This is a genomic window from Gluconobacter roseus NBRC 3990 (assembly GCF_006538885.1).
Lineage (GTDB): Bacteria > Pseudomonadota > Alphaproteobacteria > Acetobacterales > Acetobacteraceae > Gluconobacter > Gluconobacter roseus.
Genome location: NZ_BJLY01000001.1, coordinates 59,507 through 75,532, shown reverse-complemented (window position 1 = coordinate 75,532; position 16,026 = coordinate 59,507). Strand labels below are relative to the sequence as shown.

At 60.8% G+C, this 16,026-nt stretch carries 15 protein-coding genes; 9 read left to right on the top strand and 6 right to left on the bottom strand.

The genetic code is table 11. The features are described 5' to 3' along the window. Nucleotides 1-12: 12 nt before the first annotated feature. The gene (locus GRO01_RS00275) at nt 13-210 is read right to left on the bottom strand and encodes a hypothetical protein (RefSeq protein WP_062508013.1); all 198 of its coding nucleotides are present in this window, start codon (nt 208-210) and stop codon (nt 13-15) included. Nucleotides 211-532: 322 nt separating this feature from the next. Here GRO01_RS00275 and cysK point away from each other — a divergent pair, with 322 nt between their 5' ends. Together cysK and GRO01_RS00265 are read left to right on the top strand one after the other, a co-directional pair. Beyond that, a complete protein-coding gene (gene cysK / locus GRO01_RS00270) occupies nt 533-1,528 on the top strand; it encodes a cysteine synthase A (protein ID WP_062446695.1) in 996 nt (331 codons plus the stop codon). Nucleotides 1,529-1,652: 124 nt separating this feature from the next. Beyond that, entirely contained in the window at nt 1,653-2,321 is a 669-nt protein-coding gene (locus GRO01_RS00265; protein ID WP_062508015.1) for an RBBP9/YdeN family alpha/beta hydrolase, read from the top strand. A gap of 21 nt (nt 2,322-2,342) precedes the next feature. Here the strand turns inward: GRO01_RS00265 and GRO01_RS00260 are convergent, their stop codons facing one another. The 4 genes from GRO01_RS00260 to GRO01_RS00245 form a co-directional block, all read right to left on the bottom strand. Further along, nucleotides 2,343-4,718: a heavy metal translocating P-type ATPase gene (locus tag GRO01_RS00260; RefSeq protein ID WP_062508017.1), complete on the bottom strand. Its 2,376-nt coding sequence runs from the start codon at nt 4,716-4,718 to the stop codon at nt 2,343-2,345. A gap of 65 nt (nt 4,719-4,783) precedes the next feature. Then, nucleotides 4,784-6,502, bottom strand: a complete 1,719-nt coding sequence (locus tag GRO01_RS00255) for an ABC transporter ATP-binding protein/permease (RefSeq protein WP_062508019.1) — start codon at nt 6,500-6,502, stop codon at nt 4,784-4,786. Beyond that, on the bottom strand, nt 6,489-8,582 hold the full coding sequence (locus GRO01_RS00250) for a TonB-dependent siderophore receptor (protein ID WP_371857372.1): 2,094 nt from the start codon (nt 8,580-8,582) through the stop codon (nt 6,489-6,491). Before GRO01_RS00250 ends, GRO01_RS00255 begins: the two co-directional genes overlap by 14 nt. A gap of 428 nt (nt 8,583-9,010) precedes the next feature. After that, nucleotides 9,011-9,223: a heavy-metal-associated domain-containing protein gene (locus GRO01_RS00245; RefSeq protein ID WP_083541271.1), complete on the bottom strand. Its 213-nt coding sequence runs from the start codon at nt 9,221-9,223 to the stop codon at nt 9,011-9,013. Nucleotides 9,224-9,528: 305 nt separating this feature from the next. Here GRO01_RS00245 and GRO01_RS00240 point away from each other — a divergent pair, with 305 nt between their 5' ends. The 4 genes from GRO01_RS00240 to GRO01_RS00225 all read left to right on the top strand — a co-directional run bounded on the left by GRO01_RS00240 (nt 9,529) and on the right by GRO01_RS00225 (nt 12,952). Then, a complete protein-coding gene (locus tag GRO01_RS00240; protein WP_062508026.1) occupies nt 9,529-9,924 on the top strand; it encodes a hypothetical protein in 396 nt (131 codons plus the stop codon). Nucleotides 9,925-10,011: 87 nt separating this feature from the next. Next, nucleotides 10,012-11,820 carry a copper resistance system multicopper oxidase gene (locus GRO01_RS00235; RefSeq protein WP_062508028.1) on the top strand — a complete coding sequence of 603 codons (1,809 nt, stop codon included), beginning with the start codon at nt 10,012-10,014 and terminating at the stop codon, nt 11,818-11,820. Next, the gene (locus GRO01_RS00230) at nt 11,817-12,590 is read left to right on the top strand and encodes a copper resistance protein B (RefSeq protein WP_062508030.1); all 774 of its coding nucleotides are present in this window, start codon (nt 11,817-11,819) and stop codon (nt 12,588-12,590) included. Before GRO01_RS00235 ends, GRO01_RS00230 begins: the two co-directional genes overlap by 4 nt. 44 nt (nt 12,591-12,634) lie before the next feature. Beyond that, nucleotides 12,635-12,952: a hypothetical protein gene (locus GRO01_RS00225; protein WP_062508032.1), complete on the top strand. Its 318-nt coding sequence runs from the start codon at nt 12,635-12,637 to the stop codon at nt 12,950-12,952. 13 nt (nt 12,953-12,965) lie between these two features. Here the strand turns inward: GRO01_RS00225 and GRO01_RS00220 are convergent, their stop codons facing one another. Then, the gene (locus GRO01_RS00220; RefSeq protein WP_062508090.1) at nt 12,966-13,307 is read right to left on the bottom strand and encodes a metal-sensitive transcriptional regulator; all 342 of its coding nucleotides are present in this window, start codon (nt 13,305-13,307) and stop codon (nt 12,966-12,968) included. A gap of 407 nt (nt 13,308-13,714) precedes the next feature. On the opposite strand from GRO01_RS00220, the gene GRO01_RS00215 reads away from it, so the two are divergent. The 3 genes from GRO01_RS00215 to GRO01_RS00205 are packed head-to-tail and all read left to right on the top strand — an operon-like array spanning nt 13,715 to nt 16,022. Then, a complete protein-coding gene (locus GRO01_RS00215) occupies nt 13,715-13,957 on the top strand; it encodes a FeoA family protein (RefSeq protein WP_083541272.1) in 243 nt (80 codons plus the stop codon). A 5-nt stretch (nt 13,958-13,962) separates the two neighbouring features. Beyond that, nucleotides 13,963-15,831 (top strand): ferrous iron transporter B, encoded by a 1,869-nt coding sequence (feoB, locus tag GRO01_RS00210; protein WP_062508034.1) that lies wholly within the window; start codon nt 13,963-13,965, stop codon nt 15,829-15,831. Next, the gene (locus tag GRO01_RS00205) at nt 15,831-16,022 is read left to right on the top strand and encodes a hypothetical protein (RefSeq protein WP_062508036.1); all 192 of its coding nucleotides are present in this window, start codon (nt 15,831-15,833) and stop codon (nt 16,020-16,022) included. Before feoB ends, GRO01_RS00205 begins: the two co-directional genes overlap by 1 nt. Nucleotides 16,023-16,026: the final 4 nt, after the last annotated feature.

The window sequence follows — 16,026 nt, the reverse complement described above, 5'->3', positions numbered from 1 at the left end:
GGTCTTTATCAATCAGACCAGTTGATAGGCTGGCCTGCGCACATGCAGACGGATGCGCTGCTGAAGCGCGACCAGATCGGGAAGGAGTTCGTTATGGAGCGCGCGCACGCTGTCATGCGCGGCATAGAAGCGTCTCGTCCCGCTCTCGCTGACCAGAATGGCCGCGCCGAGGAAGACGCCGTTGATTTCGATGACTGTTGAACCAAGCATGATGCCGGACCCTGAAGAAAGAGCCCGACAGTCCAGTTGTCGGGCGTTATGACACGCCGGAGACACTTGCCTCCGGACCTGAAGCGGAGCAGCGTTTGCGCTGCGTGCTACACATTCGACACATCATTGACCGACTGGTCCTGTTGCTGTGGATGCCACTGGAGGCTGTCAGATACGACGGCCTGCGGCATGCCGTCAATATATAACGCATGAACATGATGTGATATCGACGCCCCGCCCATAATAACGCTATTGTTTCGTTGTAACGGAAATCATCATTTACCGTCTGCCCTTTTCCCCATTTCGCATGTTAAGTGAGGCCATGAGCAAGAAGGTTCCGCTGTCCCCCGCCCCGTTCGAAGGTTATGCCGCCCCCCGGGGACGCGTTTTCAACTCCTTTCTGGAGACGGTGGGAGGCACACCGCTTGTCGCGCTGCCACATCTGACCCAGCGTGAGCATCTCAACGGGCGGCTACTCCTCAAGCTGGAATTTTTCAACCCGCTCGGCTCCGTCAAGGACCGGATTGGCGTGGCCATGCTGCGGGATGCCGAAGCGCGCGGCCTGATTACGCCGGGCCGCACGGTCCTGATCGAGCCGACTTCGGGCAATACCGGTATTTCGCTTGCTTTCGCGGCCGTGGCGCTGGGATACCGCCTGATCGTCACCATGCCGGAAAACGCCTCGACCGAGCGCCGCAAGATGCTGCGCCTGATGGGCGCGGATACTGAACTGACACCTGCATCCCGCGGCATGGCCGGCGCCATTGAACGCGCCGAGCAGCTCAACCGCACCCTGCCTGACGCCTGGATGCCGAGCCAGTTCGAAAACGACGCCAACCCGGCCGTGCATGAAGCCACGACGGCCCAGGAAATCTGGGAAGATACGGCAGGCAAGGTCGATATGGTCGTGGCCGGTCTGGGCACGGGGGGTACGGCATCCGGCATTGCCCATGGCCTGAAAAAACATCGTAAATCCATCAAGGTCTACGGTGTGGAACCGCGCGAAAGTGCCGTGCTGCATGGCGACGAGCCCGGCCCGCATGGCATTCAGGGCATCGGCCCGGGTTTCGAGCCTGATACGCTGGATCTCAAGGCGCTGGACGGCGTGTTCGAAGTTTCCGAACAGGAAGCCGTGGCAACGGCACGGCTGTGTGCAGCGGTTGAAGGCATCCCCATCGGGATTTCGTCGGGTGCCGCGCTGTTTGCGGGAATGGAACTGGCCCGCAAGCCCTCCAGCCGGGGTAAAACGATCGTGGCCATCGTCCCGTCCTTCGCGGAACGCTACCTCTCCACACAGCTCTTTGACGGGCTGGCCTGAGTACCCATAAAATAACTATAAACAAAAGTTGTTTTATTTAATAGGCGTTTGTGTTCGTTATTAACTCGAAGTCCTGTTCCGCTCTCCTGCAGAAGAGTCGGTACGGCTGAGAGGAGATAACGTCATGAACCTGTTTTCCGGCCGTCCGACATCCTTCGATCCCGCTTGGGCCACGCATGGCCTGCCTGATACGGGCCGCCAGCAGATCGCCGGCGCGTTCCAGCGCCTCGGCCAGCAGGTCGAGCTGCTGCTGGTCCCCGGCCTCTTCGGTTCAGGTCCGGATCACTGGCAGTCTCACTGGGAACAGGCTTATGACTTGAAACGTCTCCACCAGACGGACTGGGAAACACCTACACCCGCAGACTGGGAAGCAACGCTCACCGCTGCGGTCGAGGCCTCATCCCGTCCGGTTTTTCTGATCGCCCATAGTCTTGGGGCCGTGCTGAGCGCGAAATGGCTGAGTCGTCATGGCGGACAGCGCGTGGCCGGGGCATTTCTGGTCGCACCTGCGGATATTGACCATACAACCCATCCGGACGTGGAACGCATCCGCTCTTTCGGGCCGCTTCCCAATACGCCCCTGCCGGTCCCCACCGCGATCATGGCCAGCAGCAATGACCCCTGGCTGTCCCTGCCGCGTGCGCGGGAATTAGCCGGTCAGTGGCAGTCGGATTTTCTGGAAGCGGGCGCTGTCGGCCATATCGGCAGCAGCGAACCGCTGGGTCTGTGGGAGCATGGCGCGACGGCCATGCTCGATTTTGCCCGCAGGAAACTCCCGTTCCGGGTGCAGTGATCGCACCTGGAAGAGTCTGCCTCAGGACTTGCCGGAGATCGGTTTCCAGCGGTTGAGCAGCAGGGAGTTGCTAACCACCGAGACGGAACTCATGGCCATGGCAGCGCCCGCCACGATCGGGTTCAGCATTCCGAAAGCCGCCAGCGGCAGGCCCAGAATGTTGTAGATGAAGGCGAAGAACAGGTTCTGCCTAATCTTGGACAGGGTCGCATTGGACAGCGAAATCGCATCCAGAACGCCGGTCATCTCGCTCTTCATCAGCACGACATCAGCCGTATCGAGTGCGACGGCAGAGCCCGCGCCAATGGCGAACCCGACATCGGCTGCGGCCAGAGCCGGCGCATCGTTGATGCCGTCGCCCACCATACCAACCAGACCGCCCTGCGCCCGATATTTTGCAACACCATCCGCCTTATGCTCGGGCAGCACGCCGGCAAGATAGTCATCCACGCCGACCTGACGGGCCACAACCGTCGCCGCGCGTTCGTTATCGCCCGTCAGCATCACGACCCGGATGCCCCGCGCCTTCAGAGCTTTCACGGTCGCTATGGCATCTACCCGCAGTTCATCCTCCAGCGCGATAATCCCCAGAACCCGGGCACCCTGCGCCACAGCAATGACGGTATTGCCCTCGCTTTCCAGCGCGGCGACCGGCAGGGACGACAGGTCCAGCCCGCTTTCCTGCATGAATTTCGGCGAGCCCAGACGCGCTTCCTGTCCGCCGAGCTGCGCAACAACGCCCTTGCCTGGAACAGCCTGAAAACCCTCTGCTCCAACAGAAACACCGACGCTGTTACTCTCGGCATAATCCACGATGGCACGGGCCAGCGGATGCTCGGAATTATGCTCCAAGGCATATGCAACGCCCAGAAGCGTATCCACCGGAACACCCACCGCCGGATGAACGGCTGCAACCGTGGGGCGCCCCTGCGTTAACGTGCCGGTCTTGTCGACGATGATGGTCTTGAGCTTCTCGGCCCGTTCCAGCGCATCGGCATTGCGGAACAGGATACCGGACTGCGCGCCACGCCCCGTCCCGACCATGATGGCCGTCGGCGTCGCCAGACCCAGCGAACACGGGCAGGCAATCACCAGTACGGACACGGCCGAGACGAGACTCCATGTCGCAGAACCGGTAACGGCCCAGCCAATCAGGAAGGTGAGAACGGCAATCCCGATAACGGCAGGCACGAAAATGCCCGAAACCTTATCGGCCAGACGCTGTACATTGGCCTTCGACCCCTGCGCCTGCTCGACCATTTTCACGATCCGCGCCAGTGCCGTATCCGCACCCACACCGGTCGCCCGGACACGCAGCGCGCCATTGGCATTCATCGTCCCGCCAAAGACCTCGTTGCCGATTTCCTTGAGAACCGGAACGCTTTCACCCGTCAGCATGGACTCGTTGATTTCGGAAGACCCCTCGATGATCTCGCCATCCACCGGCACGCTCTCGCCCGGACGCACGACGAAAATGTCCCCGACATGCATGTCCGCAACCGCGCGGTCCACGATGGCGCCATCACGCTCGACATGCGCGATCTGCGGCTGAAGCTGGAGCAGGCTCTCGATCCCCGCGCTGGTCCTGTTCTTGGCGCGGGTCTCCATGAGCTTGCCGAGCGAAATCAGCGTGATGATGGACGCGCTGGCTTCAAAATAGACATGCTGATGCAGCCCGAATACCACGACAACCGCACTGAACAGCCAGGCGATGGACGTTCCGAGCACGACCAGCACGTCCATGTTGGCCGAGCCGCCACGCACGGCATTCCAAGCCCTGCGATACAGATGCGCGCCACAGACGAACTGCACGATCGTCGCGAACAGGAACTGTACCGGAACCGGTACGATCATGCGCCCGAAGAACATGCCGATCATCTCGGCAAAGAGCGGCAGGGACAGGATGAGCGTCAGGATGAAGCGGTTGCGCTCACGCTTCCAGATGGCTGCACGCTTGGCCTTCGGGTCTTCGCGCGTCCCCTCGTCCAGACGTGCTGCGCCGAAACCGGCCTTTTCGATCTTCCCGATCAGGAGAGCCGGTTCGACCACGCCGGGAATGTAATTGATATGCGCCCGCTCGGCCGCGAAATTTACGCTGGCCTGTACGGAAGGCTGGCGGTTCAGGATCTTTTCAATCCGGGCCGCACAGGCCGCGCAGGTCATGCCCGACAGCGACAGGTCCAGGCTCTGCTCGTCCACGGAAAAGCCTGCGCGCCGTACGGCCGCCACGACGCTTTCAACGGAGGATGAGGCGTTTTCAAAAGCGACCTGCGCGCGTTCGGACGCGAAGTTCACGGTCGCCTTCACACCGTCCTGACGGTTGAGGACTTTTTCAATCCGCGCGGCACAGGCGGCGCAGGTCATGCCACCGACGGGGAAACTGATCGTTTCTGACATCTGGAAAGGGTCCTGTCGGCTAGGAGGATTCTGCAAAGAGTTCGTAAAAAATATACCCCGCCACCCTATTTTTCAAGCGCGGAAAAGACGGCATTTCCATCGCCAAGAACAATCTCGTGATCGTGGAAGCGGCACAGGGCGTCGCGATGCGCCACACTGATGAAGGTGGTGCTTGGCAGCGCGGAAAGAAGGGCCTCGTAAAGGCGGCGTTCATTGCCTTCGTCCAGGGCGGATGTCGCCTCGTCCAGAAACAGGATCGCCGGCCGGAACAGGAGCGCTCTCGCCACGGCCAGACGCTGCTGTTCTCCGGGGGACAACACATCCCGCCAGTTAGCAATTTCATCCAGCCGATGGCTGTATCCCGCCAGATTCACGGCCTCCAGAACCCGCTGGCAGGACAGCGTTTCATAACGGTCCGGCGTTGCGGGATAGCTCAGGGTCTGGCGGAGGGTTCCGGACGGCACATAGCTGCGCTGGGGCAGGAACATGGCCTGACGCATGTTGAAGGACACCGCCCCGCTCCCGTGACGCCACAATCCGGCAAGGGCGCGCAGGAACGTGCTTTTTCCCGAACCTGACGCCCCACGGACCAGCCAGCGCTCCCCGCTTTCCAGAGTCAGGTTGCCGATCCGGGCAATCGGTGTCGTATCCGGAAGGCAGAGCGTGAGATCGCGGATCTGCACCGAAGGAATTTCCGATACGAAACGTTCAATCCCTGTCTCGGACTGCTGGCTGACCGTCCGCTCGAACTCACCCAGACGCTGGAGCACCGAACGCAGCGTCGCCAGATCCGCATAATTGAAAATGAACCATTCCAGACTGATCCGGACCTGCGTGTAGGCCGAATTGATCTGGGAATAGAGGCCGAACGTCAGAGCATGGGCCATGGCTTTCGGCGCCAGCATCAGCCACAGCGGTACCGTTGCGATTCCGGTATAGATTTCGCCAATGAAATTGACCCGCCAGGTGTAACGCACGACGCTGCGCCAGTTGGTGGCGATATGCGCCAGATAGCCGGACAGACGCAGATGCTCGGCCTCCTCGCCGCCATAAAAGGCGATCTGTTCGGAATTGCGCCGGATATCCATCAGCCCCGCACGCAGATCCGCGTCGAAATGCTGCTGCCGGTAATTCGCCCCGATCAGGGGAGAACCGAACCGCTCCAGAATCCCCGAGGCCGTCAGGGTCGTGATGACCGCACCCAGAAAAAGATAACCGGGAATGTGGAAATGATGGCCGTGCCAGTCGAAGGACAATACCCCCCCGATGTTCCACAGAACCACCGCGAAAGAGAACAGCGTGGTCACGGCATCAATCGCATCCAGGCCGAGCTTGAGCGTCTGGACCGTCATCTGCGACAGGTCATCCGCGATACGCTGATCGGGGTTGTCCGCCCGGTTCGGACCGTGTTCGAGGCGGTAATACGCCTCTTCTGACAGGTACTGCCGCAGATAAACCCGCGTGTTCCACAAACGCCAGCGCATGGACAGGATCTGCGTCAGATAGGTCTGCGTCACATGGACCGCAACGGAGCCGACCGTCACCAGCAGGTAAAGCGGCAGCATCCCTAGGCAGTGCGCGACCTGACCGGCAAAGAACGCATCGAAAAACCGGTGATACCAGGCCCCGAACCAGACGGCGGACTGCACGTAAAGCACGGACAGTCCGATGGCCCCTCCCAGAAGGGACCAGGCCCACCACTTCTCTTCGGATTTCCAGTAGGGAAAAAGGACTTTCCAGTCCGAAAGCGAATGTGGCGGGGTCGTTTCGTCAGTAGTTTGCACGAAGTGTGGCCATGAAACTGCGGGGAGCGGCGGGGAAGTTGAACTGCCAGACACCGCTGGCGCGCTCATAATAATAGCGGTTGGTCAGGTTTGTCGCGTTGAGCTGCAGCTTCAGATGTTTGTTGATCTTGTAGCCGATCATGCTGTCCAGCGTCATGTAGCCGCCCTGAACGGTCGTCGCATAACTGCCGCGCAGATTGCTGTTGGCATCGATACCCGCGCCGAAATTGAGCCCTTTCAGGCGTCCGTATGGGACGTTGTAATGCACCCAGGACTTGAACATATGGTGCGGGGAATAGACGCCGCCGAAATCGCTGACCTTCGAGTTCGAGACCTTCGTATCCAGATAGGTATAGCCGATCGAGACATCGAGCCCCGGCAGGATCTCGCCATCGATCTGCGCTTCCCAGCCCTGACGCCGGATCGGACCGGTCGTCATGTAGAACTGCGAGTGATCCGGATCCTGAACCGGCTGGTTCACGCTCTCCATCCGGAACAGCGCGGAAGAAATGTTCAGGCGGCCATGGAGATATTCCGCCTTGAAACCGGTCTCGACCTGATTGCCTTCCTGCGGCGCAAGACCGCCCCCGCGATAGGTCTGCCGACCGACCGAGGGCGTGAAGATACTGGAATAGCTGGCATACCACGAGATGTTCGGCGTGATCTGATAAACCGTGCCCAGATACGGGGTGAGCTGCCCGTGAATGTTGGACGTCGTCGCCCAGTCCGTCTTCGGGCCGGGCGAGACATACTGGAGCTTCTCGTAGAACCGCGACACGCGTCCGCCAAGGATCAGCGAGAGATGCCGGATCACTTCAAGACGGAGCTGTCCGTAAAAACCCCACTGATAGGCGTAGTCGTCCGTGCCGTAGCCGTCATCGTTCTGCTTGTAGTCGATGCAGTTCGCGGCCGGGGGCTTCACAACGCCCGTATTGTTGATGCTGACATCGTTGTAAATGGCATCGCAGTTGACGTTCGCATACTGCGTCAGCTGTTCGTAGGAATTGTAGTTGAAACCGAACAGCGCGTGATGCGTCCGGTTCAGGAGACGGAAACTGCCCTGGGCATACACATCCGCTGAGCGCGACGTGTTTTTGCCCCGCATCCCAACCACGCCGATATCCTGATACTGGAGCAGACCGGTTTTAGCGTCGATCGTCGTCCAGGGCTCGTTATACAGCGTGTTGTAGTTCTGGTCATAGAACGTGGCGCGCGCGGTCGCCGTCCAGTCGCCCCAGAGCTTCTGGGTGATGGACGCGATCGTCTGCTGCGTCATGTAGTTGCTGTAACCCCAGTCCTGGCTCGGATTGGCATCGCGTCCGCCATACCACAGCGTCTTTTCCGTCGTGACCGGAAGACCGTAATACGGCGCCGTGATGTCCTGCTGCTGGGCCGCATGAGAGACGAGGAATGTCGTGGTCGGCGTGACGTCCCATTCCAGCGCGCCATAGGCCTGCCATTTGCGCGAATGGGAGTATTTGTAGAAATAATCGTTGTCCTGGAACAGATCGGCGGTCCGGAAGCGGAGCGTCTTTGACCTGTTCAGCGGAATGGTCATGTCCACATCAGCGCGATAATTATTGAAGCTGCCGACCATGGCGGAACCATCGACCGCGAAATCCCGTCCCGGCTTCTTCGTAACCTCGTTGACAACACCACCGGCGCCACCGCCACCCTGCAACAGACCCGACGACCCGCGCAGAACTTCAACGCGATCATACATGGACAGGTCGAAAGCCGCGTTGTTCAGCGTGCCGGACGCGTCAGGCGTGCCGTCCACGGATGTCGTGAGCTGATAGCCACGGGAATAGTAATTCGAATTGGCCGTAGAACCCGGCAGAACGCGGATGCCGTTGATCTGGCGCATCGCGTCCGCCATCGTCAGCATGTTGGAATCTTCCATGCGCTGCTGCGTGATGACCGAAACGGACTGCGGCACGTCCTTGAGCGCCACGGGACTCTTACCCCAGGCTTCGACAGCAGGCGCCGTATAGGTGTGGTTGGTTCCGAGAACCTGAATATTTTCCGCTTCAGTCCCGTCCACATCCGCAGAAGACTGTGCAAGAGACGCAGCCGACATCGTGGCAGCACCTGCTCCTGTCACAGGCGCCGTAAGAGTAGTTTTCGCCGACTGAGATGCGGCAGCCGTCGCAGCGTGATGCGAGCCGCAATGGGTCGGACGAGTTGTCCCGTGTGTGGCATGGCAAGCGGATGAATGGTGTTTTGACCGCTCTGCAACGGTGTCGGCCATGGCCGCAGGACAGGCTCCTGCCATAAGGCTGCCCCAGATCAGGGCATTGTGGGAAATGGCGGAAAGGCTGAGCCGACGGCGAACTGAAGTGCCATGCTGTGTCATAGTGTCTGTCCTAGAGAGACATGCCGGCGCCATGCAACATTCCGCCTTGTGAAAGCATCCTGTAGCGGCATGGGGCCGGTGATGAAACGCTCCTGTTCCAAATCTGGCAGACTGGGGCCGCCCCATCTTTTCAGGAGGAAGCGGATCGCGTCTCAGGAAACGACGTCAAATCCGGTATCTTCGACCACGTCCTTGAATGCAGCGGGCAAAACCTTTGCTGGATCATAGGACACCGTCACCTTCCCGCCATCGAGAACGATATCGACGGCCGTCACGCCGCCCACGGCTTCAAGAGCGCGCTGGAGCTTGCCGGAGCAACCATTGCAGGACATGCCCTCGACCGTCATGTGTGCTGTTTCTGTCATGTCACGAAATCCTTGAAAAAGAGGCTTTCCCCCGCGACGGCCTTATCAACATACGAGACGGAGAGACGGACGATGAAGCGATTCATCCTGAACCGCTTCTGAACGCGACCCTAATTCCCTTTTGTGTCTCTATGTTTCAGATACCATACCGGGGTATACATTTTCATATTGCCCCCGAAACAGATTCGACAAGCCATTTTTTCTACGCCCCAAAAATAATCTTTCCCCATCCCCCCGGCGGGTATAGGATCACATCAGGTTCAAACATCGAATCACGCTGCTTCTTACCCTTGCTGGGACTTCTGATGGTCAGGACACATGCCCGGATCTGGATCGGCCTGCTGGCCTGCCTGCTAATGCAGGTCGGGCTGCTGCTTGGCACGTCCACCGCGCAGGCCAAGACCGAAGCGCCGCATCACATGGCCATGGCGATGCACCACATGGTCCATCACCAGAAGCCCGACAGCACGGACTGCTGCAGCACGTCAGCCTTCCATGCGATCCCCCATCCCCAGCAGTCTTCCGAAGGGTGCTGCCATACGCATATGGTCTCGACCGAACCCATGCTGACCGTGGCGTCCATCCAGCCTTCCGGTCCCGTCAGTCTCGTCGCGCGCGCTTTTGCGTCCGGACGACACGACCGTTTCAGCGGCACCGACTGGATCCCCGCCTCTCCCCCACCGAAACTCCGCGCAATCTGACACACGCCTGACAGGCGTGGACCCGTCCTGCTGCCCTCAGAAGGCAGACAGGGCCTGATCCTTTGTCATTTTCGCGGATTTCTCAGCATGACCTTTCCGTCCCGCATCCGGGGCGGCCTGACACGACGACGTTTCGTAACGGGTCTTGGCGCAGGCGGCCTTCTGGCTTCCCTGCCCCGCACCTCGCACGCATTCTCGTCCAAGGCCTCTTCCGGCATCATACCCCCCATGCCGTCCGACCGGTGGGATCTGAAGATCGGCCACACGCGCATCTCGCTCGATGGCAAGACCATGCACGCGCCGACCGCCGGCGGCACAGTGCCGGGTCCGATCCTGCGCTTCAAACAGGGCGACACCGTCAGCATCAACGTCACCAATACGCTGAACGAGCCCACTTCGATCCACTGGCACGGCATCCGCACGCCCTCGAACATGGACGGCGTGCCGGGGCTGAGCTTTAGTGGGATCGCACCGGGTGAAACCTTCACCTACCGCTTCAAGCTCCATCAGAGCGGCACCTACTGGTATCACAGCCATTCCGGGATGCAGGAAGCGATGGGCCTCTATGGCGCACTCGTCATCGACCCGCGCCGGCCAGACCCGAACGCCTGCGACCGCGATTACGTCATCTTCCTGGGCGAATGGACAGATGTCATGCCCGATGACATCGTCAGCAATCTCAAGATGCAGGACGATTATTACGTCTTCCGACAGCGCACGGCCGCGTCCTTCCCGAAAGAAGCGCGCGAGGCCGGAAGTGCGGGTGCAGCGCTTGCGGACCGTCTGGCCTGGTCGAAAATGCGCATGGCCGCGACCGACATCGCGGATGTCTCAGGCGCGATCTACACCTACACGCTGAACGGCCATGCCCCGGATATGAACTGGAGCGGTCTGTTCCGGCCCGGCGAAAAAGTGCGCCTGCGCTTCATCAACGGCTCAACCATGACGTTCTTCGACGTCCGGATTCCGGGGCTCGAAATGCTGGTCGTGCAGGCCGACGGCAACGATATCGAACCCGTCCCCGTGGACGAATTCCGCATCGGCGTGGCGGAAACCTACGACGTGATCGTCCAGCCGAAGGACGAGCGCGCCTATGCCATTTTCGCCCAGAGCGAGGACCGCACCGGCTACGCCCGCGGCACCCTCGCCCCGCGCGAAGGCATGATTGCTCCCCTGCCCCCCATGGACCCGCGCCCCGTCCGTACCATGGTCGATATGGGCATGGGGAACATGAAGCCCGGCGAAAGCATGAAGGACATGGACATGTCGGGAGACATGTCCGGCATGAAGATGGACGGCGACATGGCCGGAATGGACATGCACGGCATGGACATGAAGGGTATGGATATGAGCCACATGGCCATGCCGAAGATGGAAGTGGACGATCCCGGGCCACCGCCCATCAATGTCGAAAATCAGATGCGCGCCATGATGCCGATTGACCGGACCGGCAGCCCCGGTGACGGGCTGGAAAACAACGGCCGCCGCGTCCTGAACTACAAACAGCTCCGCGCCACGCGCCCCGGAGCGGATCTGCGACCGCCGACGCGGGAGATCATCCTGCACCTGACCGGCAACATGGAACGCTATATCTGGGGCATGAATGGCCGGAAATTCTCGGAATCCGGCCCGATCCGTCTCAAGCTCGGCGAGCGCGTGCGCTTCACGCTCATCAACGACACCATGATGGAACACCCGATCCATCTGCACGGTCTGTGGAGCGAGCTGGAAAACGGCCAGGGCGACTACCGCCCCTACAAGCACACCATCATTTCCCAGCCAGGCTCGAAGCTGAGCTATCTGGTGACGGCCGATACCCCCGGCATGTGGGCGTATCACTGCCACCTGATGTATCACATGGATCTGGGCATGTTCCGCACGGTGATCGTGGCATGAAACACGCCCTTTCCCTCACGGTTCTGGCCCTCGCAGCTCTGTCCGGCACGGCCCGCGCCGATCAGCCAACCTATCACGCCGCCGATGCGCCGGAGGCAACCCCGGTCGTCTATATCGGCAACATCAAACCCGCCATGGATCAGGGCACCTGGCTGCACGGCATCTTCAACCAGCTTGAAGGCCGTTATGCGCCCGGCGGCACCGATTTCCGCTGGGATGGCGAAGCCTGGTTCGGCGGGGACTACAACAAGATCTGGCTCAAATCCGAAGGCACGCTCGAAAAAGGCCGCCTGAGCGATGGCGACCATGAACTCCTCTATACGCGCTCCATCTCGCCCTACTGGAATCTTCAGGGCGGCGTGCGGATGGACCTCGATGACGGTCCAACCCGCACCTGGGGCGCATTCGGGATTGAAGGTCTGGCGCTGTACGAATTCGAGTTCGGGGCCACGGCCTATGTCAGCGATCGCGGGCGTTTCGCCGCCCGCATCGAGGGGTCTTACGACTTCCTGCTGACCAACCGCCTGATCCTTCAGCCGCAGGCCGAGTTCAATTTCTACACAAAATCCGACGCGGGACGGCAGGCTGGCGCCGGTCTGTCGGATGTCGATGCCGGTCTGCGCCTGCGATACGAACTCTGGCGGAAGTTCGCGCCCTACGTGGCCGTGACCTACTCCGGATATCTCACCCAGGCCCGCCGGATCGCCCATGACCAGCACGACGACACCGGCTCCGTCCGCTTCAGCCTCGGCGTCCGAAGCTGGTTCTGATCATCCCTGTCCAATCACAACGAACACACCGAAAGGCCGACATCATGCGCAAGACCTTCCTCGCACTGAGCATCCTTTTCACAACTGCCGCAGCCTACGCCGATCCATCCATGCCCGGCATGGACATGAGTCACATGGATATGAGCGGCAACAGCACCATGACTATGCCGTCAGCCAAAACACAGGACCCGATGACCGGACTGAACATGGATCAGCAGATGGCGCTGTGTGAGCAGCTTGAGACTCTCAGCAAGCAGAAGAACCCGCTGACGCCGAAAATGAAGCAGCAGCGCGCCGCCTGTCAGAAAATGGATATGGGCATGGCGGATAAAGCCGCCCCGAGCGAAACACTGGACCGCTGATCGCGCAGATTTTTCAGCGCATCATCCGGCGGACGACCTGGAGAAGCTCGTCGATCGCGTCTTCTCCCCCGTCGTCCTGCACCGCCCGACGCACGCAGCCATTGGCGTGGGAGGACAGGATCTGGATGGACACGCCATCCAGCGCCGATTTGATGGCGGAAATCTGGGTCAGGATATCGACGCAGTAGCGGTCGTTCTCGATCATGTTAAGAACACCGCCAACCTGCCCCTCGATCCGGCGGACGCGGTTCGTCAGGGCCTTTTTGCGGGGCTGTTCGACACGGCGGCCATCATCGTCCACCGGTGCGCAACTCTCGCAGATATCTGCTGCATGTTCTTTCTGGGATAGTGCCATTACAGGATCCGCCTTCTGCCAGACATCCGAACGTAACATCATGGGTCCATGCTCGCCCATCCGGCGCCCACAGGCCGGTGTATGCCCCCCTGCGCCGGGAATTTCCAGTCTGACAAGACGAAGCCGTGTTTCGGGATCGGAAAAAAGTCGAGTCCCGGCTGGAAAAGCGTAGCCTGTTTCCGGGCAAATGGACGAGGCTTTCCTTTTGCTCCGGGCGGATCACGATATGCCAGCCGCGCCAGCGGGCAATTTCATAAAATTTATTATAAAACCGGCAATTTGCCTGTCTGCGAACAGGTCTTGATGCAAATCATTCTCACTCCCCTTCCCGGACGGACAGGATGCGCCTATCTAGGATGAAGGTCGGGGCTATAAGCCGCCGCCACATTCACCGGGGTACGGAACTGATGTTGTATCTGGATACACTGCCCAAGGGCGGACACGCCGTGATCGAGAAGATCGAACAGCGTGCGCCCCTGGACCCGATTGCCACACGTCTGGGAGAGCTGGGCTTCGTGCCCGGTGAAGCCGTGCAGGTGGTCGCGACCGGACCCATGGGCAGGGATCCGATTGCCGTACGTCTGGGGACGTCGCGCTTTGCCCTGCGCCGTGGTGAAGCCGCCCGCGTGGGTCTGCGGGCTGTTTCCTGACCTCCATGAGTTCGACAGCGTCCGCGCAGACACCCGCTTCAAACCTGCATATCGCCCTTGTCGGAAATCCGAACTGCGGCAAGACGTCCCTGTTCAACCAGCTGACGGGAAGCCGGCAGAAGGTCGCGAACTATGCGGGTGTGACGGTCGAGCGCAAGGAAGGGTTCTTCACAACGCCCAATGGCCGCGCGATCCGCGTGCTGGACCTGCCGGGCGCCTATAGCCTTGATTCGACCAGCCCGGATGAGGACGTCACACGCGACGTCTGTCTGGGCCGTCACCCGAGCGAACCACAGCCCCAGATGCTTGTGGCCGTCATTTCCGCCACCAATCTGCGGCTGCATCTGCGCTTCCTGCTCGAACTGAAGCAGCTTGGCCTGCCTGTCATCGTCGCACTGAACATGATGGATGAGGCCCGGCGCAACGGCCTCAAGATCGACGTCGCCGGATTGCAGGCCGATCTGGGCATGCCAATCGTGCCGGTCGTGAGCCTGAACCGTGCGGGCGTGATACCGCTTCTTCAGGCACTCGATCTGCCCCTTCCCGCCCCTCCGGTACCGCTTCCGGCAGGCATCGACTTTCATATGGAAGTGCGGCGCCTGCTGGCGGCTTATGTCGTCGATCCGTCCACCGGAAAGGACCGCCTGACTGACCGGCTGGACCGTGTTTTCCTGCATCCTGTCTGGGGTCCGGTCATTCTGCTGGTCGTGCTGTTCATCATGTTCCAGACGGTCTTCGCCTGGGCACAGCCGCTCATGGACGGGCTGGACAGCGGGATTTCGACTTTCGGGCAGATCGTCCTCAAGCCCCTGCCGGATGGCATCCTGCACAGCCTGCTGGCGGATGGCGTAATCGCGGGCGCAGGCACAGTCATCGTGTTCCTGCCGCAGATCCTCATTCTGTTCCTGTGGATTCTGGCTCTTGAGGAATCCGGCTATCTGCCCCGTGCCGCGTTCCTGCTGGACCGACTGATGGCACTGGCTGGGCTGAGCGGCCGGTCCTTCATTCCCCTGCTATCGAGCTTCGCCTGCGCCATTCCGGGCATCATGGCGGCCCGGACCATCCAGAACCCGCGAGACCGTCTGGTCACGATCCTGATCGCGCCGCTCATGACATGTTCGGCGCGTCTGCCGGTCTATACGCTGCTGATCGGGGCGTTCGTGCCCCATCGGACCGTGCTGGGGATTTTCGGGCTTCAGGGGCTGGTCCTGTTCGGGCTCTATGCTGTGGCCATCGTCAGCGGCGTGATCGCGGCCCGTGTGATGACACGCGGCGTGAAATCCGAAGAGCATCCGCTGCTGCTCGAACTGCCGCCCTATCGCCGCCCGAACCTCAAGAGCCTGGCACTCGGCCTGTGGCAGCGCGCGGTGATGTTCCTCTCCCGCGTGGGGACGATCATCGTCTCACTGAACGTGCTGCTCTGGGCGCTGTCGAGCTTCCCGTTACCGCCTGCGGGCGCTCCGGGTGCGGCCATCGATTACAGTCTGGCCGGGCGCATCGGTCATGTGATGCAGTGGGTGTTCGCGCCCATCGGTTTCAACTGGCAGATCTGCGTCTCGCTGATCCCCGGTCTTGCAGCGCGTGAGGTGGCCGTCAGTGCACTGGCGACCGTCTATGCCATCGGGGCCACGGATGATGGCGCGGCCGACAAGCTCCTGCCGCTGCTCTCGACACAGTGGAGCATGGCCACCGCGTTTTCGCTGCTGGCCTGGTATGTCTATGCGCCGCAATGCATTTCCACGCTGGCTGTCATGCGGCGGGAAACCGGATCGATCAAAACCGTTCTATGGGCTGCGGCGTATCTGTTCGGACTGGCCTATCTGGCGGCGTTCCTGACCTATCACATCACTCGCGCCATTACGGGAGTTCCCTGATGATCGAACTTGCTGTTGCCCTGCTGATCGTCTGCGCAGCCGCAATTTACTGGTATGCGCGTCTCTTCCCCCAGGGCTGGGGCCGCCTGCGCACGGCCGTGGGCTTCGCTCCTGCGCCGCAACCCACAATCGGAAAGGGCTGCGGCGGATGCACGGGCTGTGACCGCTCCGGCAAGGGCGGCTGCCACTAGGACA